We start from the raw sequence: 19,689 nt of genomic DNA on the forward strand, positions 1-19,689 counted from the left end.
GTAATAACTTCGTATAGCATACATTATACGAAGTTATACGAGTCAATTTTACTTTATGGTAAGAAGCACCTTCGTCTTCTTCCTTTCCTAAATATTCTACGGTTGAACCTTTTTCCTTGTAGTTTTACAAACTCATCCTGCACATCCAATTCATCTAACTTCGTCTTTAATTCATCAGCTGGAATTTCTTCCAGACTGGTTTTACCCATCAATGGATTCTGAGCCCATCCTTTGGTTGGAGTGGTGATATCAATAATTTTACTTCCCTGAAATTCTGCATCTACCCGCATACCCTTCATATGCACTGCCTGCATGGTAAATGGAATGGCAATTCCCTGCACTTCAATTTGACCTTCTACTTTAAGCGTCTGGACCTTACTCCATTTTTCTGCGCCTCCAATGGCCTGAACGTACTTATTAATTACTTCATCAACGGTTTGTGCCGATAAACTGATTACTGCAGTAAATAAAACGAATGCAGATAATAAAAGCTTTTTCATGTTTGTTGGTTTAATTTTTCCCATTAGTATAATAACTAATACCAATATTACAGTTTTGGCATTGGTTTTAACTTTTATAAGTGTTAATGGTATATTAATTCAACAAACGGTATTATTTACAGGATTTCTCTAACTCAATGGTAGCAGCAAATACGCCCATAGCTGCTGCCTTTTGCAAATCCTCACAACCAGCTGCATTTTGCTTTAAAATTACTTTTAGAATCCCTCTGTTTAAATAAATATCCCCGTTTTTGGGATCCTGGTCAATGGCTTTATCATAATCAGCGATAGCCGAGGCGAACTGTTTAAGTTGTCCCTTTACAATTCCTCGATTAAAAAATATATTGGGCATTTGCGGGTCTAGCTGAATTACCCGGTTATAATCTGCCAACGCACCTGCCAGATCCTTTGCTGCATACTTGGCCAGCCCCCTGTTGTACCAGGCCCCTGCATTGCCGGGTCTTAAACGGATACAGCTGTTGTAATCTGCCAGTGCTCCTTTTTTATCTCCCAGTGCATTTTTTACATAGCCGCGATTGAAATATATATCGCCATAGTTGGGATTGAGTTTCAAAGCCTGATTGTAATCGTCCAAAGCAGCTTCAAAATCGCCGGAACGTTCGAATTGAAGGCCTCTGTTAAAATAGGCGCTTATATTCTTTTTATTTAAGTCAATGGCACTGGAGAAGTCGTCTACTGCAGCTGCTGTATCTGATAATTCCAGCTGAATTAATCCTCTGTTTACAAACAGGTCTGCGTTCTTTGGATTCAGTACAATTGCCCTGTCAAAGTCTTCCTTAGCCTCTTTATACAGCTTTTTGTTGCGATATAAAATTCCCCTGTTAAAATAGATATCCGGACTGGACTGATTGTTTTCCAGTGCCAGATCCAGATCGGGTAAAGCTCCATCAAAATCTTTCAACTGTATTTTACTGATTGCCCTGTTAAAAAACACATTCTCTACCGAAGAGTCAATGGCGATGACTTCATTGTAATCTTCTATAGCTGCTTTGTGATTATTTAATGCAGCTTTGGAAATGCCTCGGTTAAAATAAATATCTGCTGCCGGATCCAGGGAAATGGCTTTATCAAAATCTGACAAAGCTGCTTTATGGTTATTCTGTCTGGCTTTTACATAGCCTCTGTTGAACCAGGCATCTGTGTTTTCCGGATTAAAAACAATGGCTTTGCTGTAGTCTGCCAAAGCACCAGCAATATCTTTTAAAGCGTATTTAACTACTCCTCTGTTAAAATACACTTCACCATAATTGGGCTTGAGCTGCAATGCGCGGTTGTAATCCTTCAGTGCCCCTGCATAGTCTTCTGTGCGTTCCTTTTCTATGCCCCTGTTAAAGAACATATTGGCGGTTGCAGGTCCTAAGCTTATGGCTTTATTGTAGTCTTCTACTGCACCGGCGGCATCCCCTGCAAGGCCTTTTATAATCCCTCTGTTAAAATACAGATTTGCATCGGAGTCTTTTACTTCCAATGCAAATCCGATATCTTCAATTGCACCTTCATAATTTTTAAGCTCTCTTTTAGCAATCGCCCGATTCAGAAACAAATTGATATCATCCGGGGTTTCTTCCAAAGCCTGAGTAAAATCTTCTATTGCGCCCTTGTAATTCTTTACCGCCATTCTCTGCAGACCCCGCTTTACCAGCTGATCCAGGGTTTGTGCCGAACTTGAGATGGCTAAGCCAAGCAAAAGAAAAATAAACAACGATTTAACTATCCAGCGATTGATCATATATGAAGAGATTGGCCGCAATTTAATTACTCTGCCTCATTCTTTAACATCATCAGCAAAGTATAGGCACCCTTTATAACATAATTGCCGGTTTCCTTCAGCATGGCTTCCGGAACCAATAGCTCTGTTAATCCATTTTCCGTTTCACCCACTTCCACTTCCAACATGGCATATTTCTGTCTGGATACCTCTTTAAATATAAAGTGTTTTCCTTCATGTCGAACTATGGCATCAGCTGGCAGCACTATTGCCTGGCGGTTTTTAACTTTAATTTCCGCATTCATGTACGTTCCCGGAATCAAAATTTTATCGTACTGTTCAAAATGACAGTGCACATCGGTATATCCCTCTGCATTAATGTCTTTGCCCATTAACAAAACCTCACAATCGTACTTTTTATTCGGATTGTTATTGGTATAGGCAATCAGTTCCTGCCCAATAAACAATTTGGGTAAATCCTTTTCAAAGATTTTCAAAGCCAGATGTATATCTGTTGGATTAACCAATTCAAACATAATTTCTGTTGGAGAAATATACTTTCCAATGTTCACATTCACTTTGGTTACATATCCATCGATGGGTGAATGTATATTGACACTTTTACTGATATTGTTCTCTGTTAGATTGGCTGGCTGTATTCCTACCAGCTGAAGTTTCTGTGCCAATGCTGCTGAAAGAATTCGATGTGATTTTAAATCGGCCTCGGCCTGCTGCAACATTTTATCGCTGGAGGCCTGACTGGCATTCAACTCCTTTTGTCTGGCGTATTCCTTTTCTAACTGACTCTGTTTTACTTTTGCCATTAGATAATCCTGTTGCAACTGAATGTATTGCTGATCTTCCATGATGGCTAACACTTCTCCCTTGTTTACATGCATACCCGGCAGCAGCTTGCTGGTTTTTAAATACCCCCCTAATGGCACACTAATTGAAACCATATTCTGAGGTGGCACATCCACCTTACCATTTACTTTTAACAGAGAAGACATTTCACCTGTTTGTAATGGACCAGTTTGAAAATCGGCATTTTTAATTTGTGCATCTGTTACACTTATGGTATCCGCTCCGGAAACTTCAGCCCCCTGCTCTTCTTCAGAACCCGATTTGGTTCCGCAGGCTAAAAAAGCAATAGAAAAAGCCAGTATAATAAAATATTGTTTCATAATTATTTGGATTGAATAAAGTAAATTAATTGAATGATGGCTTCATTTAAACTTCTAACCGCTTCTATATAATCGCTTTTTACAAGCGTTGCCTGATTAATCAACTGAACCCATTCCAGATAGTTGATTTCGCCTGCAGCCAATTGTTTGTTGGCGGTTTCGGTAATGATTTGTGCGTTTTTTAAACCCGTCTTTTCCATGTACTGCACGGTGGCCAGAAATTTCTGATACTGTGACATTGCCACCTGGTACTCTGTATTAATCTGCTGCTTTACCTGCTGGTATTGTGATTGGGCAATTTTCTCGTTGAGTGTAGCACTATTAATTCTGGCTTTCTGCGCCTTATTGAAAATGGGAATACCTACACCCAGCTGAAATGCGCTGAATCTTTTTCCTGCATAAAACTTATCATCGGCTCCAATTCCACGAATACTTCCATTCAGGTAACCTAGTGAAAGGTCTGGCAACAGTTTACTTTGCTCAAATGCTACACCGGCCTGTGCAATCTGTTGCTGCTGCTGTATGCTTTGTAATACCGGATGATTATTAATGAGTGCAGTATCTAAAATGGCAGATACTTCCAGCGGCCTGTCTTCGTTGGCAGGAACCATAAAATCACTTGTATTTAATAACAAATGAAACTGTAACTGCATAGCCGCTTCATCTTTTAGTAACTGTTCCTTTTGCACATTAATTTGACCCAGCAAAGTTTCTGCACTTGTTTTTTCCAGAATATTGGTTTCCCCGGTTTTTAATCGCAAGGCAGATTTCTGGAAAAATGCAGCATACAGACTATCAGAAAACTGCAGAAGTGTTTTTTCTTTTGCATGTAAACCAAGGTATAATACACTTGCTGAACCTGTTTTCTCAGCACTGCTTCCTGAACAGCAATATTCAATACACTGCTTTTGAATTCTTCCTGCAGCAAAGCTTTTTCCCGCTTATACACCGTTGGAAATGCAGTTGACTGACTTACGCCAAACCGGGTATCATTGTATATACTGTTGATTTGTCCTATTTCACTAATTAGTGCAGTCTTTGGCAAATTACCGGCCGTACCAATCAGCAGCTCCTGGTATTTTGCTTTTAGTTGTTCATTCTTTAAAACCAGATTATTCTGGATAGCCGAATCAATGGCTGCTTTCAGCGTAATCTTTTTTGCTGAATAATCAGGGGTGTATCTGGATAAAGTTGGCAGGTTACTATTTTGCGCCATTAAGTTAGTGGCGGCAAACAAAAATCCAATCACCAGGGTTGTGGCTTTCGCCGGTTTCACCGGATTGGAAAATCCTTTCTCAAACATAATATACAATACAGGCAAAACAAATAAAGTGAGGAAAGTAGCAATTAACAACCCTCCTATTACAACAGTAGCCAAAGGCCTTTGTACTTCAGCACCCGCACCATTGCTTAATGCCATTGGTAAAAAGCCCAGAGAAGCAACAAAAGCGGTCATTAGCACCGGCCTTAATCGCAAACTGGTACCCATTAATACAATCTCTCTAAGATCTTCCATCCCATCTTTTTTTAACCGGTTAAATTCTGCTATCAAAACAATACCATTTAATACAGCAACTCCAAACAAGGCTATAAAACCAACTCCCGCACTAATACTGAATGGCATATCTCTGAGTGCCAGGAAGAAGATACCTCCAATGGCAGATAAAGGAATGGCCGAGTAAATCAGCAACCCGTGCTTAATAGAATTAAAAGCAAAATACAATAACAGGAATATCAATAACAGAGAAACCGGCACTGCAATCATCAACCTTGCCTTTGCTGCATTTAAATTCTCAAATGCTCCTCCATAAGTAATATAATATCCCGGTGGAAACTTCACTTGCTTTTGTATTTTTTGCTGTAACTCTTTTACAATGCTTTCCACATCTCTTCCGCGCACATTGAATCCAATGATGATTCTCCTCTTTGCATCTTCTCTTTGAATTTGATTGGGTCCATCTTTAATGGTTACGGTTGCCAATTGAGACAATGGCACTTGTACTCCACTGGGTGTTGGAATTAATAATCGCTGAATATCGTTCAGGTTTTGTTTCAATTCCCCTTTAATTCTTACCACCAGATCAAATCTTTTCTCTCCTTCAAAAAGCAATCCGGTACTTTGTCCGGCAAAAGATGCATTTACAATTTTGTTGATTTCACTTACGTTCAGATTAAACTGTGCAATGGTGTTGCGATTGTACTCGATCAGGATTTGAGGCATTCCGGTTACTGCTTCCACATACACACTTACAGCGCCATCAACGGTTCCCGCAATTTTACCAACGCTTGCTGCATACGCGGCAAGACTATCCAGATTTTCTCCGAATATTTTACAAACCACATCCTGCCTTGCTCCCGTCATTAATTCGTTAAAACGCATCTGTACCGGATATTGAAATCCGGTAGTAATGCCTGGTACAGCAGACATGGTATTACCCATCTTTTCTGCCAGTTCATTAAAGGTTTTGGCAGATGTCCACTCTTCTTTTGGTTTAAGAATTACCATCAAATCACTGGCTTCCATTGGCATAGGATCGGTAGGAATTTCACCACTGCCTATTTTAGTAACTATTTTTTCAATTTCCGGATATTCTTTAATCAATAACCCTGCGGCTTTTTGTGTGCTCTCAATGGTAGTATTTAAATTACTGCCTGTAAGCACCCTGGTGTCCACGGCAAAGTCCCCTTCTTCTAAAGCTGGAATAAACTCTCCACCCAAACCCGATAAGATTACCATAGCGGTGATAAACAAACCAATTACAACCGATAAAACCATTTTTGGATAACCAATTACAGTTGCCAGTAAATTTTTATACCGTTTCTCCAGCTGTGCCATGATTCTGTCGGACCAGGTTGCTTTATGCGAAATATTCTTACTTAGGAATACCGAACTCATCATTGGGATATACGTAAGTGATAAGAGGAAAGCACCCAATAAAGCAAAAGCTACTGTTTGCGCCATCGGCTTGAACATTTTACCTTCAATACCCTGCAAAGTAAAAATAGGCAGGTACACAACCAATATGATAATCTGTCCAAATACAGCGCTATTCATCATCTTACTGGCCGAATGATTCACTTCCTTATCCATTTGCTGCTGCGACAATCGATTCACTACTGCAAACTTTTTACTGTGACTCAGCTGATGCATAACGGCTTCTACAATAATAACTGCTCCATCTACAATCAAACCAAAATCCAGTGCACCTAAACTCATGAGATTCCCACTTACGCCAAACAGGTTCATCATGATAACAGCAAATAACATAGACAATGGAATCACCGATGCCACAATTAATCCTGCTCTTATATTTCCCAGAAATATTACCAATACAAAAACCACAATCAAGGCACCTTCCAGCAAATTCTTTTCTACGGTTCCTATGGCATTGTTGACCATTTTGGTTCTGTCGAGAAAAGGCTCAATCACAACTCCCTTGGGCAGAGATTTCTGAATTTGTGCTATTCTTTCTTTTACATTTTTAATTACCGTATTGCTATTTGCCCCCTTCAGCATCATCACAACTGCTCCTGCCACTTCACCCTGATCATTATAAGCCATGGCACCATAACGGGTGGCATGTCCAATCTTAACTTCAGCAACATCTCTGACGAACAAGGGTGTACCACCCGCTATTTTCTTAATAGCAATATTCTGTATGTCTTCAATATTACCCAGCAAACCTTCAGAACGAATAAATAATACAGTTGGTCCTTTTTCAATGTATGCACCTCCTGTATTCTGATTATTCGTTTCCAAAGCATTGAAAACATCTGATATAGTAATATTATAGCTCAGTAATTTCGCCGGATCAACTTCTACAGAATACTGTTTTAATTTTCCTCCGAAAGAACTTACTTCTGCCACTCCTTTTACGCCTAGTAATTGTCTTCTGACAATCCAATCCTGAATGGTTCTTAATTCGGTTATATCGTATTGCTTTTCGTAACCTTTCTCTGGTCGAACAACGTATTGATAAATTTCGCCCAGCCCCGTTGAAACAGGCCCCAGTTGGGGTGTTCCAATGCCTGCAGGTATCTGGGATTGCACCTGCAATAATCGCTCTGCTACCTGCTGTCTTGCCCAATATATATCTGTATTATCGTCGAACACAATGGTTACCAGCGATAAGCCAAATCTGGAGAAACTCCTGATTTCAAGCAGTCCTGATATATTGTTATTCGCCTGTTCTATGGGGAAAGTTACCAGCCGTTCAATGTCAGTAGCACCAAATGAAGGAGCTACTGTAATCACCTGCACCTGGTTATTGGTAATATCTGGCACTGCATCTATAGGAAGTCTGGTTAATTCAATTGTACCATATCCAATGAGTGCTACCAGAAATAATCCTACTATGAGTTTATTCCGAACGGAAAACTCAATAATTCTTGTTAGCATTATTGATTTTTAATTATAATTTGAAAATACCTATAAAAGGAAATCTTTGTGTTAAGAATTCACACAAAGCTTGGGGGGTTGCCAGATATTGACCTGATAGTTCGAATTGAAATTAAAGGAGTGATGACCCTTAACCTGGTTTTCCGATAAAACGGAAGGATAAGGCAATACGATAATTGAATTTAATGGCACAAAAGGGGAAACCGAAGAAGTAAAGAATTCACCAGCCGTTTTAAATGGCAACTGCATATCTCTTGCATAATCATCATCCTGCACATCGTCTTGACCGTAATGAATTTTTAAAAACTGAAATACGGTGATGTTGTTGTCTTCGGACTGATGCTCAATAAAGTGCTGAAATATTACAGGTAGCTTCAACAACTCGTGCGCCTCTGTAACAGTGCAGAGGTAAATGGAAAGGAATAATATTGCTATGCCCTTTTTCAAGTTCTAAAGGTACACTAATTATTAATAATCTGAATATGCAGTGCTTTTAAGCAAATAGCTATGTAAAGCAGACATATTGTTCTTATAAAAGTCCATTGAAGACAATTTTTTCCAGGTGGCAGACTCCCCAAATTGTTTCCAATGTTCATTTCTGCTTTCAATACTGCTGAAGCTGGTCATGTACATTAAATTTGGCATTGTGGAACCATATAAAACATCTGCATAAAAAACAGCATTGAACCCAAGCTGATCGAATAATTTTATTTCGCCACCTTCATTAAACATATGAACCTTATTTCTATACGCCGATTCAGTTGGACTTTCATAACTTCTTAGTTCAAAAACCCTTTCATTTTTTGAAACTGCATCTGAAGGAACCTTCATTTTTGGCATATCCTTGAAAGCACTTAGTAATATTTGTTCGTATCGGGTATAAATGGGTTGAGCATAACTGCCTAATTCAGAGAGACCCCATTGCAAGGGCTGGCTCAACTTCTCTAATTTCTCATGATTCAATAAAACCAATATCTTTTTATCTTTTGCTGTATCATTAGCAATTGGCTTGAAGACGCCAATTTTAGTAAAACCCGTTTTATGCAGTTGAGGCAAATAAACAGAAGAAAGAAATTCATCTAACTGCTTCTCTTGTCTGGAATCAGCGTAATGGTAAACTATCAATTTGTAATACTCATTATTGGGGGCTGCGAAAGCAAATAATGTAAAAACGCATAGGATTAAAGTAAATCTCTTTTTCATTGCAGCATATTTTGTTGTAAATTTAAGTGGGTTAGTACAAAATATCGTTAAACATCCCTTATCCATGCCGACAAATAGAAATAAGGAGTTATTATCAGTTGCTGAATCCATTGCCCATTTCGGCACGTTTGAATACGATGTACATACAGGTCAACTGATTTGTTCGGAAGGTATTTACTTCATTTTTGGGTGGTCGGTCAAGCAGCCAATACCCAGTTTAACAAAAATTAAATCACAGATTCAAAAAGATCATCTTGATTCTATACAAGCTTTGATTGTAGAACTCTTAAAAACTGAAAAAGAAGCTAATATTGAATGTAAGATTGAGGATGTTGAGAAAAAAACACACTACATCAATTGTTATGTTTCATTAAAGAAGAACACATCTACGAGCAGTCCAATTCTATTAGGGGTTGTTCAAGATATTACAAATTCAAAAGTAAAGGAACTTGAAATTTTACAGACCAAAAACAAACTCAATAAGATTCTTGAATCATCGCTTGATATAATCTGTGCCGTTAACGAAATGGGGATTTATGAGTCTGTGAGTGCAGCAAGTTATACTATACTGGGATACAAACCAGAAGAAATGATTGGTAAACATTTCTCTGAATTTGTTTTTAAAGAGGACTTTCATACAACTCAAGTAGCCAGAAACTATATCATGGGCGGGAATAGTATGACTAATTTTGAAAATAAATTAGTAAGAAAAGATGGCGAAGTTGTAAATATTATTTGGTCAGCATACTGGGATACTGAAGATAAAACAATGTATTGTGTTGCAAGAGATGGAACTGAAATAAAGAAACAGGCAACTCTTCTATTAAAAAACGAAAAAAGGTTTCATGCACTGGTAGACAATGCATCAGATGCAATTCTAATCTTAAACAAAGAAGGTGAATCTATTTATGCCTCTCCATCTATATTTAAATTAACAGGATACACACAAGAAACAATTCTTAAAGCCAAACTCGTTGACCAAATTCATCCAAAAGATATCCCTTCTTTATTAAAGTATTATCAGTTTGCATTAGAAAAACCAGGTGATGTAATTATTGCAGATAATATTCAGTTTAAGCACAATAATAATTATTGGATTATAGTAGAGTTTACTTTAACCAATCTTTTAGATGACCCTAATATAGAAGGTATTGTTATTAATTTCAGAGACGTAACACAAAGAGAAAAAGCCATTAGTGAATTAAAACTAATGGAATCGGTTATTAAGAATACCAGTGATGCCATCATCATAACGGAGGCTGAACCTTTTGATTTACCAGGCCCCAGGATCATTTTTGTTAATGAAGCTTTTACGGAAATGACAGGATACGGAAAAGAAGAAGTCATTGGTAAAACGCCAAGAATTCTTCAAGGACCTAAAACAGACAAAGCTGAATTAACCAAACTTAGAGCCGCATTAAAAAATTGGCAAAGATTTGAAACAACACTGGTCAATTACAAGAAAGACGGAGAAGAGTTCTGGAATAATTTTACTATTACCCCAGTTGCAGACGAAAAAGGTTGGTTTACACATTGGATTGCAGTTGAAAGAAATGTTACTGAAGCCAAAAAAGTAGAATTAGAAAAAATTCTTTTAACGGATATTAGTAATCTGTTTCTACAAGAGGCTACGCTTGAATCTATTCTAACTCAAACATTAAAAAGAATTATTGCCTCTGAAGAGTTCATCATAGGAGAAATATGGCTTTTAAGCGCCGGAAATGAAACATTATCCTTATCAGCATTTGCAGGCATAAGTGAAAAATACGCTGGATTCTATATAGACAACAATCATTTTAAATACATCAACCAAAATATGGGTTTACCTGGCCATGTTTGGAAAAATAAAAAGATAGTATATTGGGATGACCTGTTAAATCATCCTGAATTCAGCCGTAAATCCTTGGCAGAGAAATATAAAATTAAAGCCATGTATGGCATTCCCTTAGTCAACGGGAACCAGGTAATAGGTGTAATGTGTTTAGGAATATCTAATCAACATAATCTAAAATATATATCTACCAATTTGTTTCAGCAAGTAAGCAAAGTGCTTTCGGCAGAAATCATTAGAAAAAGACTTACAATTGAGTTAAACAAAATATTTACAACATCCGGAGATCTCATAGTTATTGCAGATGTTGAAGGTAATATCAAAAAAACCAACCCGTCAATTCAAAATATACTTGAATATCATCCTGAAGAAATTATTGATTTTCCTTTTACTCATTTCCTACATCCGGATGATGAAGAAAGAACCAGAAAAGAAGCTGAAAAACTCTCAAAAGGAGAAACCATTCATTACCTTGAAAATAGATTGATTACAAAAACTGGAACCATTAAATGGATTGCATGGACACTTGTACCTTCAAGTGAAGACAACTTGATATATGGTATTGGAAAAGACATTACAGAAAAGAAAAGTCTTGAAGACATCCTAAATAAATCGAATAGGCTGGCCAGAATTGGCAGTTGGGAAATTAATTTGTTAAATGGTACAGTATTCTGGTCTGATATCACAAAAGAAATAAGAGAAGCAGAACCTGATTTTATACCCACATTTGAAAAAGGAATTTCAAAATTTAAAGAGGGATTTCATAGAAATATGATTCAACAAAGGGTTCAGGAATGTATAGATAAAGGGATTCCTTGGGACGAAGAATTATTGATTGAAACATTTAAAGGGAACTGGAAATGGGTTAGAAGTATTGGTGAAGGAGAATTCTTAAATGGTAAATGTATCAGGGTTTATGGAAGTTTTCAGGATATCAATGACAAAAAATTAGCACAACAAAAAATATTTGAAAGTAATGAACGATTCAGTATGGTTGCCAAAGCGACCAATGACTTAATATGGGATTGGGATATCATTAGCGGAGAAACAATCCGTTTAGGGACTTCTTTTTTTGAAAATCTTGGATATACATCTAATTTTTCAAAAACCAATAAATCTCTCTGGCTAGACTTTATTCATCCAGAAGATTTGGACAGAGTAGAAGAGAATCGAAATACCATCTTTAATGACCCCAATATTCACTATTGGGAAGATCAATACCGTTGTAAACGTGCGGATGGTTCTTATGCTATTGTTTATGACAGGGGGTATATTGTTAGAACCAGCACTGGAAAAGCTATTAAAATGATAGGTTCTACACAAGACATAAGCAAACTAAAACAAAATGAAATAGAGCTTGGAAAATTAAATGAAAAACTCATGAACCAAGCTAAAGATCTGGCTACGTCCAATAAAGAATTAGAAAATTTTGCTTATATCGCTTCACACGACTTACAGGAACCCCTCAGAATGATTAGCAGTTTCCTTACACAGATAGAAAAGAAATATGGACATATTCTGGATGAAAAAGGTAAAAAATATATCTTTTTTGCGGTTGACGGAGCAAAGCGGATGAGGCAGATTATTCTAGATATTCTTGAATTCTCCCGAATTGGCCGACAAGAACTGAGTAAAGAAGAAGTAAATGTTAAATTGGTATTAGAAGAAATAATTCAGTTATATAAAAAACAAATTGAAGAGAAAAATGCAACTATAGAAATTGGCCCGATGCCTGTAATAAATACTTATAAAACTTCCTTAAGACAAATTTTTCAGAATCTGATTAGCAATGCTTTGAAATATCAGGAATCAAATAGTATCGCTAAAATTTCAATTGAATGTAATAAGGAAAATGATTACTGGAAATTTAGCATTAAAGACAATGGCATTGGAATAGATGAAGAATTTCATGATAAAATTTTCGAGATATTTCAAAGACTACATAATAAAGAGGACTATAGCGGAACAGGCATAGGGCTTGCTATAGTTAAAAAGATTATTGAAAATCAAGGCGGTAAAATATTTGTTGAATCTGAAAAAGAAAAAGGGAGCGTTTTTTATTTTACACTTCCAATAAATTCGAATAAATAAAATATTTTAAACATTGAATAGTATAAGTAACGATATAAGTAGATTGGAAAAATTAAATGCTTTATTTGAAGAGAGCAATAAAGCTGCTAAAATAGGTGTTTGGGAAGTTGATTTAATTAATGATACTGTATTCTGGTCTTCTACGACAAAAAAATACATGGAGTATCGGATGATTATACCCCGAATATTAAAGAGGCGTTTGATTTTATAAAAAAAGATGAAAATCAAGTAAAATTAATTGCGTTGTTTAATGAAGCCATAAAAAATGGCAAAGCCTACGAAACAGATGTAAAACTTATAAAAAAAGACGGATCAGAACTTTGGACAAAAGCAAAGGGAACCCCTGAATTCAAAGATAACAGATGTATTCGGATTTATGGTACTTTTCAGGATATACAAGAGCAAAAAGACAGAGAAGAAGCACTAATGAAAGCCCAAAATGAATTAGCTGAAGTTGCCAGAAAATTCAAAGGTATTTTTAATTCTGCTTTTCAGTTTATTGGATTTTTAACGCCTGACGGAACTCTTACTGAAGCTAATGAATCAGCCATTTCATTTGCTGGTCTTAAACCCGAAGATGTAATTGGCAAAAAATTCTGGGATTGTCATTGGTGGACAATTTCAAAAGCTACTCAGGAAGAGTTGAAGAAAAATATCGAGAGAGCTTCAAAAGGAGAATTTATTCAATACGAAGTTGAAATATTAGGAAAAGAGGGCGCTACAACTACTATCTTGTTTAACCTAAAACCACTAACAAATGACAATAACGAAGTATTTTCCATTATTCCTGAAGGCAGATTAATACAAGATATAGTTGATACAAGAAAAGAACTCATTAATAAAAACAATGAATTGTCACAGTTTTCAACAATTGTTTCACATGATCTGAAAGAACCATTAAGAATGATTAATCAGTTCATGCAAAAAATTGATCATAAATATTCTGGAAGCCTGGACGATAAAGCAAGACAATATATATATTACGCAGTAGATGGAGCCAAAAGAATGAGTAAAATGATAGACGAACTACTGAACTATTCAAAATTAACAGAGAAAGACAAAATCATTGAATTGGTACACACTAATTCTTTAGTAAATGAAATACTAAAGGGATCTGAACAATTGATACAGGAAAAAAATATAATAGTTGAAAAGACAGATTTACCAGATATTAATGGTAATATAACTGGCATTAAGGTTTTATTTAACAACCTAATCAACAATGCAATCAAATATGCAGATCTGTCTAAAATGGCCTTAATTAAAATTTCCTGTATATCTCACCCATCAGAATGGGAATTTTGTATTGAAGACAATGGCATTGGAATAGAGCCAGAAAATCACCAAAAAATATTTGAGCTTTTTTACAAAATCAATAAATACAAGGATGAAGATACTAGTGGAATTGGGTTAGCAATTTGCAAAAAAATTGTATCCTTACATAAAGGAAATATAAGAGTTGAATCTGATTTAGGTAAGGGGAGTAAGTTTTATTTTACTATTAAAAAGATTATCCATGCATAATTTAAAGCCAAATCATATATTATTGATAGAAGATAATGAAGGTGACATTCTATTAACTACAGAAGCATTAGAGGAAAAATTATTTGCCAACAAAATCAGTGTAATTCGAGATGGAAAACAAGCGATTGACTATCTTGACAATCTTGCAAATATAGAACAGAATGAATTGCCCGATTTTATTCTATTAGATATTAATTTGCCAAAAAAAACGGACATGAAGTACTACACCATATTAAAGAATCTGAAACATTAAAACAGATTCCTGTAATTATGCTAACTACTTCTTCATCCGAACAAGATGTATTAACTTCTTATAAAAACCATGCTAATTGTTACATCACCAAACCAACGGATGTTGATGGATTTAATACAGTAATGGAATCTATTGAAAATTTCTGGGTACAAACGGTTACTTTGCCTCATTAAACAACTATGATCAAAGACAAAAAACTATACAATATTTTAATTGTTGAGGATAATCCGGGAGATTTTCTTTTAATTACTGATTATTTAGAGGAGCATATCAATGCCCCGAATATCGTTCATGCGCAAAGTTTTAAAGAAACAAAAAAATGTATTGAAAATACATTGAATAAATTTGACGTAGTATTATTAGACCTTTCACTATCCGATAAAAGTGGAGATGAGTTAATTGAAAATATTCTGGAAATCTGTATTGATACTCCAGTAATTGTGTTAACAGGTTATTCGGATATAGATTTTAGCATCAATTCCATTTCCAAAGGAATTGCCGATTACTTATTAAAAGACGAACTAACAGGAGATGGCTTATATAAAAGCATCATATATTGTATTGAGCGTTTAAAAAAGAGCAATGAACTAACTGAGTCAGAAAAAAGATACAGTGAACTTTTCCATTTAAGCCCACTACCAATGTGGGTATATGATATTGATACGCTGGAATTTTTAGACGTAAATGAAGCAGCACAAAAACACTATGGATATACAGAATCTGAATTCCTGCAAATGACCCTAAAAGACATAAGACCACAACAAGACATGTCAGCTTTTGAAGATCAATTAAAAATTGCGAGAGCTCATCCAAAGGAATTTTTATCAGGTTTATTCAGACATATTAAAAAAAACGGCACAATCATAGACGTAGATGTTCAAAGTAATTTTATTCATTACAAAGGTAGAAATGCCAGGGTAATTCTTGTTAATGATATCACCGACCGATTGGAATATATAAGTGCTATTGAAACAAAGAACAAAGAGTTACAGGATATAGCCTGGCTTCAGTCGCATGTTATGAGAGCTCCTGTTGCTAAAATTATGGGCATTGTTCATCTGCTACAAAGGATTGATTTAGATGAAGTTGAAAAATCCATCTTACTGAATGACCTGAATGTCTGCGCAACAGAAATTGACCAGGTGATTCACGATATTGCTACAAAAACACATAAGGCCAGACTAAAATAAAGTCATTACCTGCCAACAGCTCATTGCCAGCTCAATTCAACAATCGTATCGATTGAATCAAATGCAATACCTTCCATATAAAGAAAAACTCCTTCAGGAACCTGCTTAAAATTGACAGATTTTCCATTGGAGTAAAGCGATGCCTTCTTTAATTTCTTTCCGGCCAGAGGAATAAAAACAAATGGATTCTTTTGTGCGCTAAGCAAATGAATATAATGGGAATTGTCTTTTGCAGTAATAACACCCCATTCCTGAGCAGGTAATATATTTCCGTATGTACCCTGAATAGTGGCTCCGTATTTTTCCATCCATAGTCCTACCTGCTTTAGTGTATCCAGATTCTCTGGCTGTATTTTTCCATTCGGCATTGGTCCTACATTCAATAACAAGTTTGTATTTAAAGCTGCTGCTTTTACTAAATAATGAATGATTTGTCTGGTAGATTTATAGGCGTGATCGGTAATATTATACCCCCATGAATTATTCATGGTTTCACAGGTCTCTAATGGCAACTGGTCAGAAGGTTTTTGAAAACTCAAACCAGTATGATTTTGACCAGGCAAATCCTTTTCGAACATTTGGAAATCTTCACCGGGAATCGGATCCAGATGATGGTTGTTCCCAATTAGACATTGCGGTTGCAACTGATGAATCAGAGAATAAATTTCTTCGTATTTCCAGTTGATTCTGGAAGACCGGTCTGCTGAACCTTCGGGATTGGTCTGATCCCAGTGACCATCGAACCAGATAGACATAATATCTCCATAATTGGTTAACAATTCAGTCAGCTGGGCCTTCATGAATTGCAAATAAGAGCCGTAGTTGCCTCCAGTCTTCCTGCCGGTACCCTGCCCTGTTCTACCAGTTGAATAAGGATAGTCTTCTCTGAACCAATCAAGGGTTGAATAGTATAAACCTAATTGCATTCCTTGTTTTTTACATTCATCCGCAAGCATTTTCAATACGTCTTTTCCATATGGGGTATTCGTTATCTTCCAGTCGGATTGCTTCGTGTCCCAATTGGAAAATCCATCATGGTGTCTGGTAATAAAAACTATATACTTCATACCGGCTGATTTGGCAGCAGACACCCATTCTGCAGCATTATACTGATTGGGATAAAAAGTCTCTTTTAATTGTAAATAGTCTTTCACTTTGATGTTACGATTCTGCATAACCCATTCACCCGAACCCAGCATGCTCGATACCCCCCAGTGTACAAACAATCCAAATCGGTTATCCTGAAATTGCTTCCTGGCCTGAAGATTGGCGCTTGTTGGCTGGTAAGTTTGGGCCTCCATTTGCAGCGAAAAAACAGCAAAAAACAAGTAGAGTATAAAGCGCATCATAATTTCATTTTTTTAAACTCAGTTTCGTATTCCATTAATCGTTCCAGTAAAACAACCTGATTAATAGCCCGTACTAAATTATGGGTTGGATACTGAATCTGATAATACCTGTCATTATGCAGATAATCTGTTAAAAATCTCAAAGCCTGCATGTAAATCATGAACTGACCAGCGAAGAAGAAATGCTTTTTCTCTTCATTGGTTAATTCATTTTGCATCTCTTTATAATACCCTTCTACAATTGCATAATAGTAATCTGGTCTTATTTTAATTTTACTGATATCTTCTTCATTCTCAGAAACCTCGCACAGGTAGGTACGCATCATGTCTCCTACATCGCTGATAAAATAACCAGGCATTACCGTATCTAAATCGATGATACAAACTGCATTGTCTTGCTCATTAAACAGTACATTGCTGATTTTTGTATCATGGTGTGTTACCCGTTTCTTAAATGAATTATTTTTTGTTATGGCATCGTATTGCTTCACCAAAAATTGCAGTCTGGTGAGTTTATCAATCAGGCTTTTCTCGTTATGGATTCTTTCGGCATTTCCTGATTTCAGTGCTTCCTGAAATTGCTGATAGCGATAGCTAAGGTTATGAAAATCGGGTATGGTAACATTGAGCTGGTTACAATTAAATCCACCCAAATAAGCAGTAAACCTTCCGAACTGTTCCGCCGCTTCAAAAGCCTGCTTAGGATTGGCTACTACATCAATGGTATGTGTTCCTTCAATAAAAGGGAACACTCTGAAATAACCAACTCCCGGCTCTTTTAATAATTGACTCCCGGCTGAATGCAGAATGGGAGCCGGAAACAAATAACTACTATAATTTTTCTTTAAATAGCTTGCAATAACAGTAATATTACCGTGAATCAATTCCGGATTAACGAATACATGATCATTAATTTGCTGCAGAATATAATTCCCATTTACACTACAAACTTTCCAGGTTTTATTGATAATACCGGATGTTATAGGGATGATAAGGGCATCTGATGGAATGCCAAATTTCTGCAGAACTGCTTCCATCAATATTGATCGTTTAGTGCGAATACAGGTTTACGATACATCCATTGACCTCCGGTAAAATCAGGGAATTCAACTGTTTGATTTCCCATTTCAATTGACTGTTCACTCAATGGGGTAATAGCGCTCCAGGAAGCTGCATCATACACATCCATTGGCGTGGGTGTCTGATTTTTGATAGACTCTACAAAAGCATGAATTACAAAAAAATCCATGCCACCATGCCCTGCACCTGCGGTTTCTTTACTCCATCTTACCCAAAGCGGATGATCATATTTATTAAACCACTCGGTCTGTGATTCCCATTGATGCGCTTTAGGTGATTTACCCTCTATATAAACAGATTTATTCAAATCCATCCAGATACCATCCGTTCCCTGTACCCTGAATCCCAGTGAATAAGGTCTGGGTAAATTAGTATCGTGTTGCAACAAAATAGTTTCTCCGTTATTACAGTCAATGGAAGTAGTAACTACATCCCCTAACTTAAACTGAACTTTTGCATTGGGATGCGATTCGCCGCCTTTTTTAACAATATAATTATGCAAGCCTTTTGCCTTAGAGGAAAAAGAGCAGAGAGATAAAAACCGGTTTCCCCGATTGATATTGATATAATGTGCAATAGGTCCAATACCATGGGTGGGATATAAATCGCCGTTTCTGTAAACCGAATGGGTTGTTCTCCACGCCGCTTCTGAAAAGCCTTTCTCTCCAAATTCAACACCGCCTCCATAGGGCTTAACACCATCATTGAATTTAACTTCTCTCAGGTCATGTTGGTAACCACCCTGCAAATGAACAATTTCTCCAAACAATCCCTGTCTAACCATATTTAAAGCAGCCATCACATCTCTTCGATAGCATACATTCTCGAGCATCATTACCTGACCATTGAATTGCTCTGCTGCTTTTACCACATCCCAGTGATCTTGCAATGTAGTACCCAGCATCACTTCTGTTCCTACGTATTTTATACCTGCCTGCAGAGAGCCAACAATCATTTCTTTATGCAACTCCCATGGCGTAGCAATAATTACCCCATCTGGTTTCTCCTTGGCAATCATTTCCTTCCAAATAACCGGAGAACCTGTGTAAATCTTCGGCATTTTTTTACCAGACTTATCAATCATACCCTTTGCAGTGGACAGCATTCTGTCGTTGATATCGCAAATAGCTGTCAACTCTACATCTTCTCTTCTCAGCAAAAGATCCAGGTGGTTTTGTCCCCGCAAACCAGTTCCGATAATTACTATTTTCACTTTAGAAGCCAAGGGGCTTGCAGATAAGCTATTAGCCGATAATACCATTGCACCAGACGCCATGGCCGTTTTTTGCAGGAAGTCTTTTCGATTCATTTTTGTGGGATTAATTATTGTATTGGTTAGGAAGTGTCAAATTTGCC

The 19,689-nt window shown here is 36.7% G+C and carries 15 protein-coding genes; 5 read left to right on the top strand and 10 right to left on the bottom strand.

The features are described 5' to 3' along the window. Positions 1-53 precede the first annotated feature (53 nt). The 7 genes from P767_RS0108455 to P767_RS0108480 form a co-directional block, all read right to left on the bottom strand. Positions 54-500: a hypothetical protein gene (locus P767_RS0108455; RefSeq protein WP_037351700.1), complete on the bottom strand. Its 447-nt coding sequence runs from the start codon at positions 498-500 to the stop codon at positions 54-56. Positions 501-612: 112 nt separating this feature from the next. Beyond that, positions 613-2,250, bottom strand: coding sequence for a tetratricopeptide repeat protein (locus tag P767_RS16455; protein WP_026764158.1), 1,638 nt, complete (start codon positions 2,248-2,250; stop codon positions 613-615). 26 nt (positions 2,251-2,276) lie between these two features. Continuing rightward, positions 2,277-3,413, bottom strand: coding sequence for an efflux RND transporter periplasmic adaptor subunit (locus P767_RS0108465; protein ID WP_026764159.1), 1,137 nt, complete (start codon positions 3,411-3,413; stop codon positions 2,277-2,279). A 2-nt stretch (positions 3,414-3,415) separates the two neighbouring features. Beyond that, entirely contained in the window at positions 3,416-4,174 is a 759-nt protein-coding gene (locus P767_RS18850) for a TolC family protein (RefSeq protein WP_245586865.1), read from the bottom strand. Continuing rightward, the gene (locus P767_RS16460) at positions 4,165-7,812 is read right to left on the bottom strand and encodes an efflux RND transporter permease subunit (protein WP_245586866.1); all 3,648 of its coding nucleotides are present in this window, start codon (positions 7,810-7,812) and stop codon (positions 4,165-4,167) included. Before P767_RS16460 ends, P767_RS18850 begins: the two co-directional genes overlap by 10 nt. Positions 7,813-7,863: 51 nt before the next feature. After that, positions 7,864-8,259: a hypothetical protein gene (locus P767_RS17640; RefSeq protein WP_157611442.1), complete on the bottom strand. Its 396-nt coding sequence runs from the start codon at positions 8,257-8,259 to the stop codon at positions 7,864-7,866. Between the two features lie 21 nt (positions 8,260-8,280). Continuing rightward, positions 8,281-9,015, bottom strand: a complete 735-nt coding sequence (locus tag P767_RS0108480; protein WP_026764160.1) for an NIPSNAP family protein — start codon at positions 9,013-9,015, stop codon at positions 8,281-8,283. A gap of 64 nt (positions 9,016-9,079) precedes the next feature. Here P767_RS0108480 and P767_RS17645 point away from each other — a divergent pair, with 64 nt between their 5' ends. From P767_RS17645 to P767_RS0108505, 5 genes are all read left to right on the top strand, one after another. Beyond that, positions 9,080-12,937, top strand: coding sequence for a PAS domain S-box protein (locus P767_RS17645; RefSeq protein ID WP_157611444.1), 3,858 nt, complete (start codon positions 9,080-9,082; stop codon positions 12,935-12,937). Positions 12,938-13,090: 153 nt separating this feature from the next. Continuing rightward, positions 13,091-14,461: a PAS domain-containing sensor histidine kinase gene (locus P767_RS17650; protein ID WP_262506418.1), complete on the top strand. Its 1,371-nt coding sequence runs from the start codon at positions 13,091-13,093 to the stop codon at positions 14,459-14,461. Next, on the top strand, positions 14,454-14,714 hold the full coding sequence (locus P767_RS18685; RefSeq protein ID WP_216593225.1) for a response regulator: 261 nt from the start codon (positions 14,454-14,456) through the stop codon (positions 14,712-14,714). Before P767_RS17650 ends, P767_RS18685 begins: the two co-directional genes overlap by 8 nt. Before the next feature lie 5 nt (positions 14,715-14,719). After that, positions 14,720-14,887, top strand: coding sequence for a response regulator (locus tag P767_RS19155; protein WP_407636326.1), 168 nt, complete (start codon positions 14,720-14,722; stop codon positions 14,885-14,887). A 6-nt stretch (positions 14,888-14,893) separates the two neighbouring features. Beyond that, the gene (locus tag P767_RS0108505; RefSeq protein WP_026764162.1) at positions 14,894-15,904 is read left to right on the top strand and encodes a PAS domain S-box protein; all 1,011 of its coding nucleotides are present in this window, start codon (positions 14,894-14,896) and stop codon (positions 15,902-15,904) included. Between the two features lie 20 nt (positions 15,905-15,924). Here P767_RS0108505 and P767_RS0108510 read toward each other — a convergent pair whose 3' ends face one another. The 3 genes from P767_RS0108510 to P767_RS0108520 are packed head-to-tail and all read right to left on the bottom strand — an operon-like array spanning position 15,925 to position 19,642. After that, positions 15,925-17,253 carry an alpha-L-fucosidase gene (locus P767_RS0108510; protein ID WP_026764163.1) on the bottom strand — a complete coding sequence of 443 codons (1,329 nt, stop codon included), beginning with the start codon at positions 17,251-17,253 and terminating at the stop codon, positions 15,925-15,927. Then, positions 17,250-18,290 (bottom strand): phosphotransferase enzyme family protein, encoded by a 1,041-nt coding sequence (locus tag P767_RS0108515; RefSeq protein ID WP_026764164.1) that lies wholly within the window; start codon positions 18,288-18,290, stop codon positions 17,250-17,252. Before P767_RS0108515 ends, P767_RS0108510 begins: the two co-directional genes overlap by 4 nt. Continuing rightward, positions 18,290-19,642 carry a Gfo/Idh/MocA family protein gene (locus P767_RS0108520; RefSeq protein ID WP_026764165.1) on the bottom strand — a complete coding sequence of 451 codons (1,353 nt, stop codon included), beginning with the start codon at positions 19,640-19,642 and terminating at the stop codon, positions 18,290-18,292. The genes P767_RS0108515 and P767_RS0108520 overlap by 1 nt, the downstream gene beginning before the upstream one ends. Positions 19,643-19,689: the final 47 nt, after the last annotated feature.

Origin of the sequence: Sediminibacterium salmoneum NBRC 103935 (assembly GCF_000511175.1) — a bacterium.
Taxonomy (GTDB): Bacteria; Bacteroidota; Bacteroidia; order Chitinophagales; family Chitinophagaceae; genus Sediminibacterium; species Sediminibacterium salmoneum.